Annotated in this window: 18 protein-coding genes and 2 pseudogenes; 10 read left to right on the top strand and 10 right to left on the bottom strand. The window is 37.2% G+C overall.

Annotated elements, in window-relative coordinates; all coding sequences use genetic code 11:
• Positions 1–193: 193 nt before the first annotated feature.
• Genes G0Q07_RS17020 through G0Q07_RS17035 form a run of 4 tightly spaced genes read right to left on the bottom strand, consistent with a single transcriptional unit; the run spans position 194 to position 7076 of the window.
• Positions 194–4072, bottom strand: a complete 3879-nt coding sequence (locus G0Q07_RS17020; protein WP_163348282.1) for a translocation/assembly module TamB domain-containing protein — start codon at positions 4070–4072, stop codon at positions 194–196.
• Between the two features lie 8 nt (positions 4073–4080).
• Entirely contained in the window at positions 4081–4464 is a 384-nt protein-coding gene (locus tag G0Q07_RS21110; protein WP_163348993.1) for a BamA/TamA family outer membrane protein, read from the bottom strand.
• Complete coding sequence (locus G0Q07_RS17030) at positions 4392–5915, bottom strand: BamA/OMP85 family outer membrane protein (RefSeq protein ID WP_163348283.1); 1524 nt, start codon at positions 5913–5915, stop codon at positions 4392–4394. Before G0Q07_RS17030 ends, G0Q07_RS21110 begins: the two co-directional genes overlap by 73 nt.
• A 27-nt stretch (positions 5916–5942) precedes the next feature.
• Positions 5943–7076, bottom strand: coding sequence for an App1 family protein (locus G0Q07_RS17035; protein ID WP_163348284.1), 1134 nt, complete (start codon positions 7074–7076; stop codon positions 5943–5945).
• 53 nt (positions 7077–7129) lie between these two features.
• Between G0Q07_RS17035 and G0Q07_RS17040 the strand changes: the two genes are divergently transcribed.
• Positions 7130–8011, top strand: coding sequence for a diacylglycerol/lipid kinase family protein (locus G0Q07_RS17040; RefSeq protein WP_163348285.1), 882 nt, complete (start codon positions 7130–7132; stop codon positions 8009–8011).
• Between the two features lie 57 nt (positions 8012–8068).
• Here the strand turns inward: G0Q07_RS17040 and G0Q07_RS17045 are convergent, their stop codons facing one another.
• Complete coding sequence (locus G0Q07_RS17045; protein WP_163348286.1) at positions 8069–8320, bottom strand: DUF7218 family protein; 252 nt, start codon at positions 8318–8320, stop codon at positions 8069–8071.
• Between the two features lie 183 nt (positions 8321–8503).
• On the opposite strand from G0Q07_RS17045, the gene G0Q07_RS17050 reads away from it, so the two are divergent.
• Together G0Q07_RS17050 and G0Q07_RS17055 are read left to right on the top strand one after the other, a co-directional pair.
• Positions 8504–9598 carry an AI-2E family transporter gene (locus G0Q07_RS17050; RefSeq protein ID WP_262887975.1) on the top strand — a complete coding sequence of 365 codons (1095 nt, stop codon included), beginning with the start codon at positions 8504–8506 and terminating at the stop codon, positions 9596–9598.
• Positions 9595–10512, top strand: coding sequence for a YihY/virulence factor BrkB family protein (locus G0Q07_RS17055; protein WP_163348288.1), 918 nt, complete (start codon positions 9595–9597; stop codon positions 10510–10512). Before G0Q07_RS17050 ends, G0Q07_RS17055 begins: the two co-directional genes overlap by 4 nt.
• Before the next feature lie 60 nt (positions 10513–10572).
• On the opposite strand, the gene G0Q07_RS17060 is transcribed toward G0Q07_RS17055, so the two are convergent.
• The 3 genes from G0Q07_RS17060 to G0Q07_RS17070 all read right to left on the bottom strand — a co-directional run bounded on the left by G0Q07_RS17060 (position 10573) and on the right by G0Q07_RS17070 (position 11464).
• Positions 10573–10719: a lmo0937 family membrane protein gene (locus G0Q07_RS17060; protein WP_163348289.1), complete on the bottom strand. Its 147-nt coding sequence runs from the start codon at positions 10717–10719 to the stop codon at positions 10573–10575.
• Positions 10720–10722: 3 nt separating this feature from the next.
• Positions 10723–10908, bottom strand: a complete 186-nt coding sequence (locus G0Q07_RS17065; protein WP_163348290.1) for a CsbD family protein — start codon at positions 10906–10908, stop codon at positions 10723–10725.
• Between the two features lie 346 nt (positions 10909–11254).
• Complete coding sequence (locus G0Q07_RS17070) at positions 11255–11464, bottom strand: transglycosylase (RefSeq protein ID WP_163348291.1); 210 nt, start codon at positions 11462–11464, stop codon at positions 11255–11257.
• A 299-nt stretch (positions 11465–11763) separates the two neighbouring features.
• Between G0Q07_RS17070 and G0Q07_RS17075 the strand changes: the two genes are divergently transcribed.
• The 3 genes from G0Q07_RS17075 to G0Q07_RS17085 are packed head-to-tail and all read left to right on the top strand — an operon-like array spanning position 11764 to position 12727.
• On the top strand, positions 11764–12060 hold the full coding sequence (locus tag G0Q07_RS17075) for a YtxH domain-containing protein (protein ID WP_163348292.1): 297 nt from the start codon (positions 11764–11766) through the stop codon (positions 12058–12060).
• Positions 12061–12095: 35 nt separating this feature from the next.
• Positions 12096–12461 (top strand): hypothetical protein, encoded by a 366-nt coding sequence (locus tag G0Q07_RS17080; RefSeq protein WP_163348293.1) that lies wholly within the window; start codon positions 12096–12098, stop codon positions 12459–12461.
• A gap of 50 nt (positions 12462–12511) precedes the next feature.
• On the top strand, positions 12512–12727 hold the full coding sequence (locus tag G0Q07_RS17085; protein WP_163348294.1) for a hypothetical protein: 216 nt from the start codon (positions 12512–12514) through the stop codon (positions 12725–12727).
• Positions 12728–12798: 71 nt separating this feature from the next.
• Here G0Q07_RS17085 and tnpA read toward each other — a convergent pair.
• Positions 12799–13241 (bottom strand): annotated as a pseudogene (gene tnpA, locus G0Q07_RS17090) (IS200/IS605 family transposase).
• A gap of 233 nt (positions 13242–13474) precedes the next feature.
• On the opposite strand from tnpA, the gene G0Q07_RS17095 reads away from it, so the two are divergent.
• The 4 genes and pseudogenes from G0Q07_RS17095 (at position 13475) to G0Q07_RS17105 (ending at position 17828) form a co-directional block, all read left to right on the top strand.
• On the top strand, positions 13475–15904 hold the full coding sequence (locus tag G0Q07_RS17095) for an ATP-binding protein (RefSeq protein ID WP_163348295.1): 2430 nt from the start codon (positions 13475–13477) through the stop codon (positions 15902–15904).
• Positions 15905–16031: 127 nt separating this feature from the next.
• Positions 16032–16295 (top strand): annotated as a pseudogene (locus G0Q07_RS21420) (response regulator); the annotation flags it as partial.
• A gap of 3 nt (positions 16296–16298) precedes the next feature.
• Positions 16299–17339, top strand: coding sequence for a sigma-54 interaction domain-containing protein (locus tag G0Q07_RS21425; protein ID WP_449504588.1), 1041 nt, complete (start codon positions 16299–16301; stop codon positions 17337–17339).
• A gap of 81 nt (positions 17340–17420) precedes the next feature.
• Positions 17421–17828 carry a response regulator gene (locus G0Q07_RS17105; RefSeq protein WP_163348296.1) on the top strand — a complete coding sequence of 136 codons (408 nt, stop codon included), beginning with the start codon at positions 17421–17423 and terminating at the stop codon, positions 17826–17828.
• A gap of 196 nt (positions 17829–18024) precedes the next feature.
• Here G0Q07_RS17105 and G0Q07_RS17110 read toward each other — a convergent pair whose 3' ends face one another.
• On the bottom strand, positions 18025–18957 hold the full coding sequence (locus G0Q07_RS17110) for an MlaD family protein (protein ID WP_163348297.1): 933 nt from the start codon (positions 18955–18957) through the stop codon (positions 18025–18027).
• Between the last annotated feature and the right edge of the window lie 3 nt (positions 18958–18960).

The raw sequence follows: 18960 nt of genomic DNA on the forward strand, positions 1-18960 counted from the left end.
TAATGTGATACTATATATTTACAAAAAGCAATCAGCAATATAAAACCCCAGATATCGAACTATAGTCAAATATAATTCAATTCTTTTAATAAACACTAGTTCAATACAAAAATTTATTGATAATGGATATTTTTAAAAGAAATAATATGGAAAGCCTGAAGATTTTAGAATGGGATATTACTGAACATGCGATTTAATCAGAATCCAATTTTATAATCACATCAAAACCACTTTCGGTCGACGAGTTATTTAACTGAAGAAACAGGAATTTGAAAAGTTCGTACTCCAGTTTTACTTCGTATTTTGAAATGTCCTTTTCGTCGGTTTCGCCAAAACGTTGCTCGTAACTTACAAACAAATCGTTGGTAATGTATTTCCCAACAATAACGGTAGCGTTTTCAAAATTGCCATCGCCTTTTAGTTCAATGTAGTCTACATCCAGATTTTCCCCCAGTAAATCGGTTAATTGTGCCGATAGCAGAGACATTGCTGCAGAACCCGCAATTTGGCCTGCTCCTGAAACGTCCTCCTGTTGTTGTATTGTAAGTTCGTTCATTTCTACACCAAACAAAATATAAGAAAGCGCATCACCTTCGCTTATTCGACTGCCATCCATCGTAAAGTTAATTTCTGGTTGGTTGGCTGTTCCCAACACTTGTACAGTCAGCTCCCGCTCAGCCTGTTCCGGATTACGAAAAGTATGCACAGCCTCAATATTCAGTCGCGGCATAAGTTCTTCTCCTCCCTGAAAAGTAATGGTCCCTCGATCAACCTTGAATGTTTTCCCCAGAATAGTATACTGTCCGCGCTCAATATCAACCGACCCAAATAACTCAAAGAATTCCGCGTTTTTAATCAATTCCAGCTCTCCGGAAATTTCCACAAACATATTATCATTTTTAATCCATGTATTCTGTGGAAAATTAATCGAAAGTCTCCCTGTCAGATCAGAAAGATAACTAAGATCAAGCGTATCGTTTGTTGAAATTGTATCTGTTATTGTTACCGAAGAACTGGTGGTATCGTTGAGTTTTTCCAGCTCGCGCATCAACACCGGTTCGGGCAGATCGGGCTCGGTAAACCGCCCTGTCATATTCATTACAGCAGGCAAATAAATGTCGGCTTCAGGTATTTCCAAATCTCCGTCAAAAACCACTCCCCCTGCTTCGCCTTTTAAGCTTACATCGCCCGAAAGTTCCATGTTAAACTGGCGATGATCAACTGGATTGAAGTCGTTAAAATGAATAGCAATTTCCGATCTCCTGATATTCCCATTGTAAATAGCAGAACCGAAATCGACTGTTCCACTGGCTTTTAAATCACCGTCATCGGATTTAACATAAAACGAGTCGAGTTGAGCAGCATCTTCCGAAAAATGTAAGTCGAGAACAATGTCTGTGTATTCAATTCCGTATTCCGGAATGATAACTTCAGCATTATTCAACTTCAGTTCACCCTCTGGCTTCGGCGAATTTAAAGTTCCTCCCACATCAACTTGCCCATTCAAAAAACCATCAACTTTTTCTGCCCGCGCTAAAAACTGCATAGCCGAAATCGGAAAATGCTGAACGGACAATTCACCACTAACGTTATCGTTCTTATCCAGAATAAAGCTCATACTATCAAACCGGGCCTCCAATGGAATATTTGCATTAATCTCAAGTAAACCAGTGTCTGGTGGAACAATTTGTGCATCAAAGTTCAGGCGATCGTCTTTCAGATTAAATTCTCCGCCAAATTCCGAAAACTGATAGCCATAAGCCAAAGCCTCTTCAATGGTCAGATTTCCATTCATCTCGGGAGAACGCGCTGTTCCTCCCAGCGTAGCACTGGCATCTATTCGTCCCGAAATATCGGCTTCAACGCCCAAACTCTCAAGCAAGCCTACAATATTTATGTTGGCAATTTCAATCATGAAATCTTCTTCTGCGTATTGCGAAATAACGCCACCGGCTTTTATATACTGTGCGGAATCGGAGTTATCAGAAGTCATTTTAAAGTTACTAAGCCGGTATTCCAATGAATCAATTTCGATTAAAGCAGGCGCATCCGTAAGTTCAAGATTTTGGTTTTTAAAGTTGAGTTTCCATTCTGAAAGTGCAATATTTACTATCTCGTCAAGTGCTATTTCTGATTTCAGCTGTGTGTGAAAATCATTACCATGTGCCTGCGCAACAATTTGTAATGAATCGATAAAATAATTTGCAGAGGCAACAATACTATCCAATTCAAAATCTCCGGCTTTAAAATTTGCCACTCGCGCATTTGCTATAAAAGTTGTATCCTCCGGAGCCATTTGTCCCTTAACATCTACTGCAAGATTTCCGGCCGAGATCTTAGCAAATCCGGCTTTTTGTAGATTTACGCTTGCTGTAAACGATAGTGAATCGTGCTTTCCCAAAAGATGCGCATTTACTTTTCCGCTACCGAATATACTATCCAGTGGAATGTAAGCTGAAAATACCTGTGCACTGTCGAAATTTGCCGACATTTGAATATCAGAACTACCCGTAAAACTATAATTTCCACCAGCCTTTAATTTCAATGAATTTGCTTTTGCCCAAAGCGAATCAACAACAATGTTTTGATGGCTGTAATTGACCTGTCCCACCAAAGAGTCGAGTGTATAATCAGAAAAAGAGGATTGACTCACGATTAGATTTGCACGGGCCTCCATATTTTCAGGATTAAAATCCTCACCACTCACTTCTGCTGTCAGGTTAATATGCGATCGTAACGAATCGTTACTAAACAGCGGCGCCAGGTTCAGCCCACGTGTTTGCGCCTGCAAATTGTATGTTGGATGCTCCAAAAGATCTTTTATTTCGGGCATAACTGATACGGCACCAAAATTTCCATCAGCATTTATCTCTCCGGTGAGATCTCCCCTGTTCAGCCGTAGAGTCATGTTTATTTCTTCCACTGGTTTTTTCGAAAAAACACAGTCCCAAAAGTCTCCATCTAAGTTTATGTCTGCAGTTTTTGGATTAATTCCGGTTCCGTCTATTTCAAAATCGCCATTTATAATGTGATCCAATTTCTTATTTCCGAGCCAATGCGCCAGGTTAATTTTCTCTACATTTCCGGAAATTTTGTATTTCAAGTCTGTTTTGCCACCGTCACTGATAAATTGTAGCAGGTTCTCAGAAAAAATATCAAGATGTATCTGCTGATTTTGATCGTTGACCGAGAGTGTTGCTTCAACGCCACTTTTTGTAGAATTTGTTTTCAAATCGATTACCGGCCGGGCCGGAAGATTCAGCGTGGGCAACAAAAACTCAAATTCGTTAAAATATACGGGTTCTGTTTTCAATTCAGCCGAAATATCTGTTATGGACTCATTGGAGTAATTAGCCTCAGCATTCAACGCATTTTGTGCTGTTTTTAAGTGAAGGTTGTTAAGCGAAATGATTTCGTCATTGCGCAAGGCATCAAAATTCAGCTCAAGCAAAGTAATATCCGGACGCTGTGTTTGAAAACTAAAGCTACTTACCGTCAGATCTTGTTCTTTGGCAGAATAAGAGCCGTTTGCTTTAAGGTTTATCTTTTTTACTTCATCAGGAATTATCGAATCAAGCGCCTGGATTTGAAGTCTGCCTTCGTTAAGTTCAAAATCAGATAACAGCAAATGAAATTTTCCGGAAGAGGAAGTCGTATCTGTTTGATTTTTTGTTTGTTCCTTAATCAAAGACTCAATATTCCAGGTGGAGTCATTCCGTTGTTGAAGATAAACATATGGAGCATTAATACTGGCACTTTTTATTTGTAACTCGCCATGCGTTAATCCCCATAAGTTGTAAGTTGCATCCACCGAATTAAAGTAGGCAAAAGTATCTTTTTCGTATGTCCAGAGTACATCTTCAAGCTTTAAATTGGTAAAGAAGTTTCCACCTATTTCCCCAATTGTCAACTCACCATTTAGCACTTTCTCTGCTTGTTTTTCGACAATACGCGATAGTTTATTTTTTACTGGTTGAGTTTGAATTAGTAAAACGGAAATGCCCACAAGCACAACAAGGCCGGCAAGTGACCAAGCTACAAAGAGCAATATTTTTTGTAGTATTCGTTTCATTATTATTCTTAAAATGCTTGTCCGACGCTAATAAAAAACTGGGGGCTTTTTTTCTCGTTCCACAACGGAAATCCAACATCAAAACGCACAGGGCCAATTGGCGTATCAACACGCAAACCACCGCCAGCAGCATAAGCAATATTGTTAAATTTATAACTAAACGCTTTCTCCCAAACATTACCGCCATCAACAAAAACGACACCGTTTAATCGCCAAAAAAGCGGATACCGGAGCTCCACATTTCCCTCCAAAATACTTTTCCCACCAAGGGGAGTTCCACTTTCGCGCTTTGGTCCCAATTTCGAACGACTCCAACCTCTTACAGAGTTGCTACCTCCTGAGTAAAATCGATCTTCAACAGGAATAAAACCATTGTCATCAGAAGAGTGGATTCCCCGATCATTCCGCGAAGGGCCAACACCACATCATCAATTTTTTGATACGTACGAAAATCGCCCCAAACGCGTAAGTAACTAAAATCGCCACCAAACTTATAACCGTTTAATTTCACTCCCATTGACAGGTTAACTCCCTGAAGCGGAGAAAATTTCGGACTGGCAGTTGCAAAAACCGAACTTAGCATCACCCCTGATTTATTGTAGAGATAATTCTCCTCCTCGGGATCGGGAAATTCCGGATCGCCCTCTTCAATTTGCTGCTCCACTCTCTCGTAATAATAAGTGAGCGTTGTGTTTAACCTCTTATTAAAACGATAGGTTAAAGGCAGGTTTAATCCGTAGGTACTGGTTTCGTATCCGGGTTCGGCATTACGTCCCAGAAATGGATTGATAGAAACGGTTCCTTTTTTATCGAATAACTGCGGCTGAGTCCATTTTACGCTTATAAAATATGGCTCGATGGCCGAATGTTTTGCATAAATATTTATGCGCCGGGCAGTACCCAAAAATCCCAGATAAGTAAAATCAACAAAGGCTCTGAATTTATCCTCAGTTCCGTAACCGGCACCAAATTCAGTGTTAATCCGCGGTGCTTCTTCAATATATACATTCACCGGAATCGGATTGCGCAAAGTTGTATTGTCTTTTTGTGGAAGTACTGATACCACGCTAAAAAGCCGCAAGTGATATAAAGACTCCCGCGTTTTATCTAAAAGCGATTTATTGTAATCTTCTCCTTCGCTATAACTAAATTGTTTGCGTACAAATTCTTCGTCGACGTGTTCATTTCCTTTCAGGGTTGTTTTTCCAAAATGGCTAACCGGCCCGGGATTTATTACATAAGTTATACCAGCTAATTGCTGAGCAGTATCCAGTTGAATTTGATAGTCGACTTCAACATAAGCATAACTCATATCTAAAAAAATATTACGGATAAAAGAAATGTCTTTCTTCAGCGCCTCATCGCTAAATCGTTTTGTCTTTCTTAACGAAAGCTTTTTGCTATTGTTTTTGCCAATGGAATCGATATTGATTTGTGGATTCGCCTCTTTTAATTTAAAGATCACCGTATCAATAGTAAACGGCTTGCCCTCCTCAATAATAAAATTGAGTTTTACTATCTGCCTGTCGTCGTTGGCTTTTAAGGTATCAAGCTTTACACTAACATCAACAAAACCTTCGCTTTGATAGGTTTTTCTCAGCCGCTCCAAGTCCAGCTCTATTAACTTCCGGCTAAACAAAGAGGGCTCGTTTTTCGTTAGAAGTTTCTCGAAATACGAAACTTCTTCAACAACCATTTTGTCTATCAAGTAGCTCTTCTCCAGCGATCGGTTTCCCTTGAAACCTATACTTCTGATTTCGTAATTTTCCTGCGCTTTCAGATTTAAGCCAAATAGTTGCAGGATAATTGACACGAAGAATATGTAAACTATTTTTTTGATCATAAGTAACACTTGGCATACATGAAACACCTAATCGGTAAAACTGTTCTCGATAATTGGTTTTACAGCCGATTTAGCAATGAGATTAATACTTTCTGCGTGTTGCGCTGCATTAATTGTATCGGGAGTAAAAACCATTTGCACATTCAATTCTTCCATTTCTGCAATCAGTTTTTTCATGTGTCTGTCTTTCTTTTTTCGAACCGTTCGGATGTAAATTGCTTTAATTCGCTGAGGATAGATTCGTGCCACGCGGGCATAAATTTCAGGGTCGTGCTGACCATTGTCTCCAACCAAAACAAATGACAGCTTGGGATACATTTTAAAAATCTTGATTATTTTATCGAATTTATGTTCGTGATTTCCTCCACCTTGTTTCCACATATTTAACAGCCCCGGGTTAATTTCGCGAAGCAAATAAACACCTTTTGGAAATTGGTTGTACGAGCAAAAATCATCGATCAGGTCGTATAAGTTCCACTCGCTGCTCGACAGGTAAAAAAAAGGATTTTTACTATTACTATCCACTCCCTGATGAAGTGCTCTGTAAAAAGCTTCCACCCCGGGAAACGGTTTTCTTGTTCGCGAATTGTGGGTGAGCATCAATCTTAATTTTCTTATTGTTTGAGTAGAATGGCTAATCATTATGGTATCATCAATATCCGAAATTACACCATATGATGTGTCGGTTCCCGGAATCAAAATCTCCCCCCTGACTCGAAAATTATTCACCTCAGCTCCTATCTGGTCCAGCAATTCAGCATCGTAAGGAATCCACTTTGTACTCTGTTCTCCACCCTTTTCATTCAACGGCATAGTAGCTTTAAAAATACCGTTTTCCCCGGTTAAAGGTTGTTTTTGTTCGTCGCCAAGCCTAATTTTTATTCTTGCTCCAGGAATCTGATCGCCCGAATACCGTTTTAACATCGTCAGTATATTTTCGAGCAATGAATTTTTTCCTTCAGGTTTCTCCATTCCTTTATCTTCGTATAACCCACCGGTAATATTGACTTCGCCCGATGAGTGCGATCCAAATCCCCGATAAGGAATTACCTGTGGCACACCAAGCCAACCCAATTTATTCTTCAGTCTGAACTTTAGCTTTTTGAGGAAGCCTTTGTTTTTCCGTTCAAAATAATCGATCATTCTATTTTCGTCTGTCATAGTTATTTTCGGCACAGAATTTATACTAATTACTGCAAACAAATACATAAGATATGCCAGAAGAAAAATTACTATTTGTGATCAACCCCGTTTCGGGCGATATTGAAAAGGACGATTTAAAAACCCAGGTCCGCAATTTCATGAAAGAACGCGATAAACAGGTTGAGTTTTTCCATACAACAGGAGAAAACGATAAGCAAAAAATTACCGATAAACTTGAAGAGCTTCAACCGGAAACGATAGTGGCAGTGGGAGGCGATGGAACGTGCAACCTTGTAGCACAAACAATAGTGAACAAGCCAATACAAATGGGTATTCTTCCTCTGGGCTCGGCAAACGGCATGGCCTCGGAACTTAATCTTCCAACAACAGTTGACGAAAACCTGAGACTGATAACGACAGGAAAATCGAAAAAAACAGATGTGCTGAAAATTAATGAGGATCACATTTGCCTGCATTTAAGCGACATAGGATTTAATGCACAGCTAATTAACACGTTCGAGGAAAGCGACAGCCGAGGCATGTTTGGGTATACAAAATCCTTTATTGAGGAGTTTGGAAATGCACAACCGGCAAGCTTTGAAATTACTTTGAATGATTCTACATTTTCGCAAAAAGCTTTTATGGTCGTTTTGGCCAACGCATCGAAGTTTGGAACCGGCGCTGTTATCAATCCCGAGGGGAAAGTGGATGATGGTTTGTTTGAGCTGGTAATTATCCGACCAGAGAGCTTCACCGAGTTTTTGAAAATGCTGGTTCCGTTCTACACCCGAAGAATACACACCCTCGATTTTATAGATACCTACAAATGCAAGAAGGTACAAATTAAAAATCCGGAGCGCCAAACCTTACAAATTGATGGGGAAATTATTGGTCAGCCGCTACAAGTAAATGTGGAAATTTTGCCCCGCCGTGTGGAGATGATCATTCCTTAAAAAATGTTTTTTTCTGAAACTTTGGATCTCCCGTTTATATTGTCTAACCTAATGACTTTAGTTATTTCGTAAGGCCTCAATTAAGTCTTCTTTACTCATTTTACTTCGCCCCTTTATTCCAACTTTTTGGGCTTTCTCGTACAACTCCTGTTTTGTACGTTCTTCATAATTACTACTACTCCCTCCTTTTGTTCCTGAATCAGGCGTATTGGCTATTCTTGCAGCTTTCTGCTTGCTGTGCCCTTTATCGCGCAGCGCTTCATACTGCTCTTCGTTTTTTACTTGCGGAATATTGTTCTTTTTCGCCATAACTAATTTGTTTTGATTTACATGATACTCCGAAAATACCTTGCCACATTCGGTAATGCATTTACTTTAACGCTTTTAGTAAAATTTTAATTGCTAACTTACCTGTTTCCCGCATCAGCCAGCGCAATGCGAATAAGAATAATGGCACAATTATTACATATAAAATGAAAATACTCCATAGAAATGAAAATTACAGGACTAACAAAAACGGCTCTTTTTTTAATAATAATCGCACTTTTTTTGACTTTTATAATCCTAACCAAAAATATTCTTATCCCACTGGTATTAGCTATGTTTTTTTCCTATTTGATTTACCCAATAGTTTGGAGAATCGAACGGTGGGGCGTTAACCGGGCTATTTCCATTTTAATGGTGCTATTAGTGGTAATTATTTTTATTGGTGGAATTGCGCTTTTATTCTCGTTAAAAGCCTCAACTGTTGATTTTGATTTTAACGATGTTAAAGAGCAGTTTGCCAGCAAAAGTCTTAGTATTCAAAATTTACTTACTGACAAATTAGAAATTGACGCATCAACCGTAGATTATTATCTTAACCAGACAGCAGAAAATTTTATTAACACCTGGCAATCCGGAATAGGAAATATTTTTACGGCCACAACAACTACCATTTTCCAGATTGGAATTTTACCGGTCTTCACTTTCTTTCTTTTGTTTTACCGTACAAAAACAGCTCACTTTATTTTACGTATCACCCCTAAAGATAAAAAGTTTGTAACACTTACTATTCTGCGCGAAATATCGACAGTTATTACCAAATATCTTGGCGGACTATTTCTGGTTGTTGCCATACTTGCCGTTCTCAATTCAGTTGGGTTGTTAATTATCGGAGTTAAACATGCCTTGGTTCTTGGTGTGCTGGCCGCCCTGCTAAACCTCATTCCCTACATCGGGACTTTTTTGGGTGGCTTTATTCCATTTATGTATGTCTTTTTCACTTATCCACACCCCTTGGCGACAATGCTAAAAGTTGTGGCACTTTTTATAATTATTCAATTTGTTGAGAATAACTTATTAACGCCAAACATTGTAGGCAACAGCATAAAAATTAATCCATTGGCAATTATTCTTAGTTTATTGTTTGCTAATATTGTGTGGGGTATAGCCGGTATGTTGGTCGTAATTCCGGTTTTGGCAACTTTAAAAATTATAATGCGGAAAATTGACAGCTTAAAACCTTATGCATTTCTAATCAGCGACCGGGGAACAGAGCAACACAGACTCAAATTATTTAACCGAAAAAAACAAGGACAAAAATGATTCGAATAGTCAGAAATAATTTCAAAATAATAATCAACACATTTAAAAACTTTGGCAGTAACAACCCCATTGGAATGGCTGCTACTACTGCTTTTTTTGCAATTTTTTCAATTGCACCCATTCTTATAATCATTATCTCGGTGTTTGGCATTTTTACCAACGATGCTGTTATACGCGAAAAACTTTTTAACGAGCTGTCCAACCTGGTTGGAAGCGATAGCAGTCGGCTTTTGCAATCGGCCATCGATAATTATAACATCAGCGAAAAAAGTGGCATGGGTGCACTAATCGGGGGAATCTTTTTTTTGATCTCGGCAACTACACTTTTCAGTATTATGCAAAACTCCATAAATTATATCTGGAGAATTCGGGTTAAATCAAAATTGAAATTAAATGTTCTTAAATTTTTACGCGACCGGTTATTCTCTTTTGGACTGATATTAAGCCTCGGCCTGGTTCTGCTCATTTCGTTGGTTATCGATGCTTCAATGAGTTTATTTCAGGATTGGTTATCCAGTCGTTACGATCCCGAGTTTATTACACTTTTTAGGCTTTTTAAAACCGTCTTTTCAATACTAATTACGGTTGGGGTATTTGCACTCATTTTTCGTTTCCTACCTGATGTATTGGTTAAATGGAAAGCTTGTTGGTTTGCTGCCACACTTGCTTCAGTACTATTTTTCACCGGAAAAATCCTTATTAGCATTTTTATTGGCAAAAGTCAACTTGGTGTTATTTACGGAGCCGCCAGCTCATTTGTCGTTGTTCTTCTGTGGATTTATTACGTTTCCTTTATCTTCTATTTCGGGGTACAGTTAAGTTATCAGTATTCGCTTTTTTACGACCACGATAATAAACCTTTAAAATTTGCTGAAACATTTAAAATTAGTTCGGTCGATAAAAATAAATTATAAAAAAACAGGCATTAAAAAATGCCTGTTTTTTGTGTAGCTACTATTTTTGTTCAAGTTATGTCAGCTCTTTTTAATTAACGATAGTAAAATTGAAATAACTGCCAAAATAAGTAATATATGGATTAAACTGCCTAGCGAATAAACCAGAAATCCAAATATCCAGCCAATAACCAGTACCACTGCAATTATGTATAAAAGTGATCTCATAACTTATAAATTTTTGATTTCTTCAATTAATTCTTCCCTTGCTTTTCCTGTCACTTCCTGAAGTCGTCCAATTAACTGATCTTCTTTTCCTTCAACATATTGCAAGTCATCATCAGTTAACTGTCCGTATTTCTCTTTCAGTTTTCCTTTAACTAAATTCCATTTCCCTTTAATTATCAATTTATCCATAATTTTTAATTTTAAGTTTGTAATTACTATTTGGTATAACAAAATCATTCCAAAACAAACCAACAACGCATCTATTTACATATCTGTTACTTACAAATACTCAACCTCTGTAAACTGTAGAATAAAAAGGGGAAATTGTGCATTATTTTACACAACCTGTAGTTTTGCAATAACTCCAATCGAGAGGTGATTATGAGTTCAATTTACAAACTACTAATAGAAGGAATCTCTTTACATAACAAAGCCACTTCAATGGCCATTGCAGCGGCTTTATTTATTTAAATTGTAAGCTTTGTTTGAATTTTCATCATACAAAAACGTGATAAAAAATAGTAAAAAATGAGATTTATGCCACTTTCTTTTTATTCACAGACAAAATTATCACACCTAAAACGGCCAATACACCACTTATTATTACTGGGGTCCAGTTGGCACTGCTTAGGGCTACATCCAATCCAAGAAAGGAAAATGTTTCTGAATTGTTCATTGCCTGTATACCAAATACAACTGCTCCAACTAATCCAATTAATAGCAAAATAAATCCTAACGCTTTCATAATTATCATTTTAATATTTCGTAATTACTATTGGCAAAACTGTGCCAATCTCACAAAAGCATTTAAAACGCACAAGTTCAATATATTCGCACCTGTGGTAATTCTACACTTTTCACAATAACTGTAGAACTTTATCAACAACAGTACTATGTAACCAAAGCACAACAAACACCGTATAGCACTAATATTCTGCACCTTACAATATTCCACTCAAAAGACTAACATAATGGAATGGAATTTTCATAGAAGGAGCACAGAGAATAAGAAATAATTTAATAATAACCTTAAAAAAATTTATTATGGGTAAAGCAACAAACGTATTGATGGGATTTATTGCCGGTGCAGCAGCAGGAACTATAACAGGAATTCTGGTAGCTCCGGACAAAGGCGTGAAAACACGTAAGAAAATTAACAAGCAAATACAGCGAACTTCGCAGGATATTTCGGAAACTATTGGCGACAAAGTTGATGATGTGAAGGATAAACTGAATGACGTTGTTTCTGAGATGCGAACAAAAGCCGATGAGGCAGAAGAAAAAGTGAAAGAAAAAGTGAACTCAAAAGCTAAAACATCAAAAGATACAGCAGCGAACTAATAATTGCAATTGATAACAATTAGCAGTAAAAAAAAATGAGCGACAATTTAACAGAAAGCATGGCAGGCCTTAACGAAGCCGTTAAACAATATGTGCAAACAAGAATCGACTTGGTTAAGCTCCTGTTTTTGAAAAAAACGTCGAAATATATGAGCATTCTTTTTGGGATGCTCATAATCATTTTACTCTCCACGTTAATACTGGCTTTTGCCGGTGTAATGTTCACTTTTTGGTACGGTCAAACCTACGACAATTACCTGGAAGGTGCATCCATAGTGCTGGGAAGTTTAATTTTTATTTTGATCGTTTTTATTTTATTCCGAAAGAAACTACTCACCACATTTTTCCTTTCAAATTTCTCGGAAATCTTATTTGAAGATGATGAAATAGATCATAAATAAGTTTATTACAACTGGCTTGGGAAGAATATAGAGCATAAACCATTATAAATATGAAGCGAGTAAAAAATATGCGGGAACTGGAACTCATGCAAAAAAACATAGAGTACCGCCAGTTATTAAGCGAGAAAAAACTGCTTGGTTCTTCTGTTGGTATTATAGATAATTTAACCAGCGGACTAAAAGACTGGGCATTTGAATTTGGCTCAGCTTTGTTCTTGAATTTAATTCGTGGAAACAAAAAACAAGAGCCCGAAACCGAAGAGTAACAACTAAACGATTACTCACATGGTAAACAATTAAAAAACCACCTTCTTAGAAGATGGACTTGTGAAAGCCCCTATAAGGGGTCGAAATCGAGCCTTTGTTGCTCTTCTAAACGTTCTTGCTCTTCTTGGTATTTGACGTATTTCTTGATTTTCTCTTCATCGAGTCCAATAGTGTCTGCACAGTATCCTCGTGACCAAAAATGATTTCCCCAATAGGGTTTCGTCTTTAACTGAGGATAGCTTTTAAATATTTTGATGGCTGTTTTACCTTTTAGAATTCCCATGAATTGTGACAATGACATTTTAGGTGGCATGCTGACAATTAAGTGAATGTGATCTTTTTGAATATTCATTTCAATTAACTCGCATGATTTCCATTCCAAAAGCATTGGAATATCTTTTAATAGCTGCTCTTTGACCAGCCCCTCAAGAATGCGATACCGATACTTGGGTGTCCAAACAATATGATGGTACACCTATAAATGACGTGACTTAGTTTCTTGAAATTACTCATGACACTAAGTTAATAATTTTAGATGCAAAGCCATTTAAACATGACCACCACCAAAGGAGGTGGTTTTAAAGATTATAATAAACTATAAAATCAATTAGTCAGGCACAACTCCTTTTAATTAATTATTTGTCAAATAATTAGAAGAAATTATAAATAGTAGAGACTTTTTCAAAAAAAAGCAAAAGTATTTTTATCTTAAGCTGTTTAAAGGTTTTATTTCAATTTATAATTCAATGCCCGAGAGCTCAACTAATATCAAACATTCCCTCAATTCACTTTCAAAAACAATAAGTGGGTTACTATACAAAAAAGAAATTAACGAAGAAAGTCTGCTGCAAATAGAGCAATGGCTATCTGTTCATCTTAATAAAATAAGAATTAAAAAATTGGAAGATGTTTCCATTGTTGGAGAACAGGAAACGGATTTACATACCAAAAAAGATGGCGTTTTTATTTTGAATACCGCAGCAGATATTATTCTAGATCCGGGATTTCAGAACTACCAGAGCGTTCATGTAGAACATTCCGATAAAATAAACCTTTCCGACCTTATTGAGGCTAGCACCCTGAACGAATTTAATTCAGCTTTTCTTGAAGCTTTAGCAGAAAAAAAAAACACAAAGGCCAATGTGCTTCTGAAAACGGGTGTCAACCAAGAGAGAATGTGTTTACTTGAATTTGATGTGCTGGCCAGTAACCTGGAGAACGACCGGCTTATTGTCTATTATTCATTTAAGGACCTTCAACACATTCACCTTTCTGAATTTCAATCGATTGTATTAAACAACCTCCCGGGGATGGATGTTTTTCTATTCGACTCAGAATACAGGTATATTCTGGCTGGAGGAAAGGAAAAACAGAAATATAATTTAACGAACTCAAGCTTTGTTGGGAAAACACTTTTTGAAGTTTACAAAAAGCAAGATCAACGGCGTTATTTTCAGTTTTACAACAAAGCCATAAAGGGTGAATACACCGAAGGAGAAGTTCGTTATAATAAAGACGTGTATTACATAGCTGCTGCTCCGGTAAAAAACACGGAGGGAAACACGGTGGCCGGAATTCTTATTTCGCAAAACGTTACAAAAGATAAATTACTGGAAGCAAAACTTATTAAAAGCAAAGAAGAAGCGCAGCGAGCCAACAAGGCAAAATCGATATTTCTAGCAAATATGAGTCACGAAATCCGTACACCTCTCAATTCCATTATCGGGTTCGCCGACCAATTAAAGAAAACCAACCTGGATAAACAGCAGCAAAGATTTACTTCGCTTATTAATCACTCATCAGAACACCTCCTTTATTTAGTGAACGAAATTGTATTCCTGTTCAAGTTAGGAATGGACAAAGTTTACATTGAAAAAACCAATTTTTCGATAAAACAGCTACTCAGCGAAATTGCAGATGATTGTGAAAAACAAGCTGCCGAAAAAAACCTGGTTTTTAACATGAAAACAGACCAGGCACTGCCCGATTTTATAAAGGGAGACCCTTTTCGTTTACGACAAATATTGATGAACTTGTTAGTAAACGCATTAAAATACACCGAAAAAGGCCATGTAAAACTAAGTGCCGAAGTTGTCCGAAAAACGAAAAAGAAGATTGAACTTCTTTTCGAAGTATCAGATACAGGTATTGGAATTGAAGAGAAAGACCTGGCTTATATTTTTGATGTATTTGAACAAGGAAACAAAAGAACTGAAAAGATTCGGGGCGGAGCAGGACTTGGTTTGGGAATATGTAAAAAACTCGTTACCCTTTTTAACGGAGACATTGCTGTAACAAGTAAAAAGAATGTTGGAAGTACGTTTAAAGTAAGTATACCCTTCGAATTAGCGAATGCAAAACCTCCGATTAAAAAGGAAAAATCCTACAATCTCGATGACAGTCTTCTGCGCGGGAAAAGAATTCTTTTGGCCGACGACGATAAGCACAACCGTTTACTTTCGGAGGTTGTTTTAAAAGGTTGGGAAACCGATTTCACCTTGGTAGAAGACGGAGAGGAAGCATTAAAAGAGCTAAAAAAAGTAGCATTCGATTTGGTTTTGTTAGATATACACATGCCCAAAAAGAATGGTATTGATGTGATTAAAAAAGTACGCGCAAATAAAAGTTTGAATACTAATACTCCAATAATTGCCTTAACTGCAAATGCGTTAAAAGCCGACATTAACAGTTACTTAAAAGTAGGGTTTACCGATTATGTTATTAAACCTTTCTTCGAACTTGAATTATACAATAAAATATGTAATATCTTGCAAATCAAAAACAACGCAAACAAAAGCACTGGGAACGGAAAACCAACGGTTGAAGAAGCAACAATTACCGAGGTTTTTAATATGCAGGAACTGGAAAAAACCGCGGGTAGCGACAAGCAGTTTTTTAATACGATGATCGACAACTTTACAGAAAACGCCGAAATGCTACTATCTTCGTTCAAAAGTGGTTTGGAAAATGAGGACTGGAATACAATTGGCGAAAGAGCACATAAAGTTATTCCATCGTTCAAATTTTTCAAATTGATGAATACTGCTGACGCACTTTCAGAAATTGAGGATATGGCTTTAAGAAGTCATCAATTTAAAACGCTGCCTGAAACAATTAACAAAGTTTCGGGGCAAATAGAAGAAATAATAAAACAGGCAAAAGCGGCTAAAAGATAAAGGTAAACTTATTAAACTTTTTATTTGCACTTTTGTATAAACGTATACCAACATAAATTCAATAAATGAAGAAGATATTGATTATTGACGATGACACATTTATTTGTGAGATTTTAAAAAACATCTTCAAAACAATAAGTACAGTGCCGAAATTGCATTTAACGGAAAAAGTGCACTTCACCTTTTTAATGAACATCAATTTGACCTTGTATTGTGCGATTTCAGACTTCCCGATACCAGCGGACTTGATCTCATGCAACAACTAAAATCGAAAAAGCAGTCGGTTCCGGTAATTATAATGACGGCTTACGCAGATGTTAGAATGGCCGTAAAATTAATGAAACTCGGTGCCAGCGATTACATTACAAAGCCCATTCAGCAGGAAGAACTTTTAGTGCTGATAAAAAAATTACTGGCAGAACCAGAACGGTCAGCGGCAAAACAGAGCAAAAACACCTTCTATTCAAATGGTGATTTTATTATTGGCGACAGCCCAAAAATAAAGTATGCGATCAACCTTGCCCGTAAAGTAGCTCCAACTGATATGTCGGTTATTATTTCCGGAGAAACGGGAATTGGGAAAGAATATATTGCTCGCTTTATACACGAAAACAGCCTGCGAAAAGATAAACCTTTTCTTGCAATCGACTGTGGAGCAATTCCGAAAGAATTGGCCAATAGCGAACTTTTCGGCCACATAAAAGGATCATTCACAGGTGCTATTTCCGATAAAATTGGTGTTTTTCAGAAAGCCGATGGTGGCACACTTTTTTTAGATGAAATCGGGAACCTGAGTTACGATGTTCAGTTAAAGTTGTTGCGCGCCATCCAGGAACGAGTGGTTTCACGTTTGGGAGATGATAAGCATAGAAATATTGACATCCGTATTATTGCTGCCACAAATGAGGATTTGAACTACGAGGTGAAAGAAAATAATTTTCGAGAAGATCTGTATCACCGCCTCAACGAATTTAAAATTGCCTTGCCACCGCTGCGTGAACGCCCGGAAGATATTAAAGTTTTTATGAGCTATTTTATCGAGAGCGCCAACAAAGAGTTAAACAGAAATATTAATGGCGTTACGCCCGAAGCAGAATCGATTATCTTAAACTATCCGTGGTATGGTAACCTGCGCGAATTAAAGAATGCGATAAAAAGAGCGGTTTTAATGGCTGAAGGAGAAAGTATAGACACAGAATGTTTCCCTTCCGAGATTTTACATCCCGAAATAAACGAAAACCAGCCCACAGCTGTTGTATCACAGGAAATTAATGACAATTCTAAATTAAAACATGCCTCTTCAGAAATTGAAAAAAAGCTTATAATTGAAACCATTCAAGAAGCAGGTTACAATAAATCGAAAGCAGCAAAGATTCTGAATATTGACCGAAAAACACTCTACAACAAAATAAAACTTTACGATATAAAACTATAGTTTAAATGTATCCAATAATAAAATTTGCTATTCATTGTTTGGAATAGTATTTGGGTAACTTATAGCAAAACAATATTGGGAATGGGGATGAATACAGATTTTAAAAAAATTATATTCATAGATGATGATACGGAGATGGTGAGTACTTATAACTCAATTTTGGAACAAAAGAAATTATCAGATTATCTAATACATTTCGAGAATGCCCAAAAAGGTATTGATTATCTACAACGAATAAATAAGGAAGAAGATTTGCCGGATTATATCCTTTTGGATTTGTACATGCCGGTTATGGACGGGTTTCAGTTTCTACAATATTTTGACAAAATTAAAAACCTGAAAAAATCTATTGAGATTTTTGTTTGCTCATCTTCACAAAAACAAGACGATCGTGACAAGGTTATGAAATATCCTTTTGTGAGTGCCTATCTTGAAAAACCACTATCAACCGATTTTCTTGAATTGTTGATTGAGGACTCAGTTCACTGAATAAGATTCCTCAGTTTGTATAACAAAGTCTACAAAGTAAATATTGCCTGAAACGATTGGGCAATTTTTTTTAGCCATTTTTGCATGTTATATTAACTTCTTTCAAGAAACAAGTAACCATAACTTTCGTTCCCATAAAAAAAGGCAGAACTTACTGTCTGCCTCCCGTTTATTGCCTGTTTGTTAATTTATTATGTTATTTCTTTTTCCCGGAGAAAAGATTGAATATCCAACTTGAATCAATGGTTTTTGCCGCTTCAACAACTTCGTCAATTCCTTCGCCGGCTTTTGCAATTGTAGTATCCACATTATTGGCCATTTCATGGTCGTAAACCAATCGGGTAACTACACCGTTACCAGTATTCAGCTCGCGGCTAAAAACCAGCAACTCGTTGGTAATTGAATCGGTTACCAAGCTAACGTTGTTAAAATTATGTACCACTTTTTGCATTTCTGTTGTTAGAGTAGAGTCGTTGATCAATCGTCCCAGGTCTCCATCGCCATTATCGATTTTGGTGGTAATGCTGTTAACATTTTCGGTTGCCTGAGCCAACTGGTTCCCAATTTCATTTATCCGGGTAGTTACTGTATTATCATTTAGCAGCAGTGCTAAATCTCCATTGCCTTTATTTATTTTATTGGTTATCTCTATTAAATTATTGGTTACCGTTTGTCCATCGTCAATTACCCTTCTTACTTCCTGCAGCACATCATCCAGTTCCAGCGGACTCAAAGACATCAAAAGCTCATCATCTGATACACTTCCTGCAGATGCGGTTCCGGGCAGAATATTTACAATTTTACTTCCCATTAAACCATCGCTGTTTATCTCTACTTTCGAGTCTTTTCGAATGAATTTCCGGGTTTTCTTGTCTATCGACATTTCTACAAGAATTGTTGAATCGGACACAATACCGATTTCCAAAACCGAACCAACAGTAATTCCTGAGTACCTGACTTTATTTCCTTCTACCAATCCTGAAACATTGTTGAAATAGCTTTTAACGGTTACCGAAGAGGTAAACATTTTCCGCTGGCTTCCTAAATAATAAATTCCCCAGGCAAACAGGACCAGGCCAACTGTTACCATAATTCCCAATTTTAACGAACGGCTTTCTCTTTCTTTCATGGC

Source organism: Draconibacterium halophilum (genome assembly GCF_010448835.1).
Lineage (GTDB): Bacteria > Bacteroidota > Bacteroidia > Bacteroidales > Prolixibacteraceae > Draconibacterium > Draconibacterium halophilum.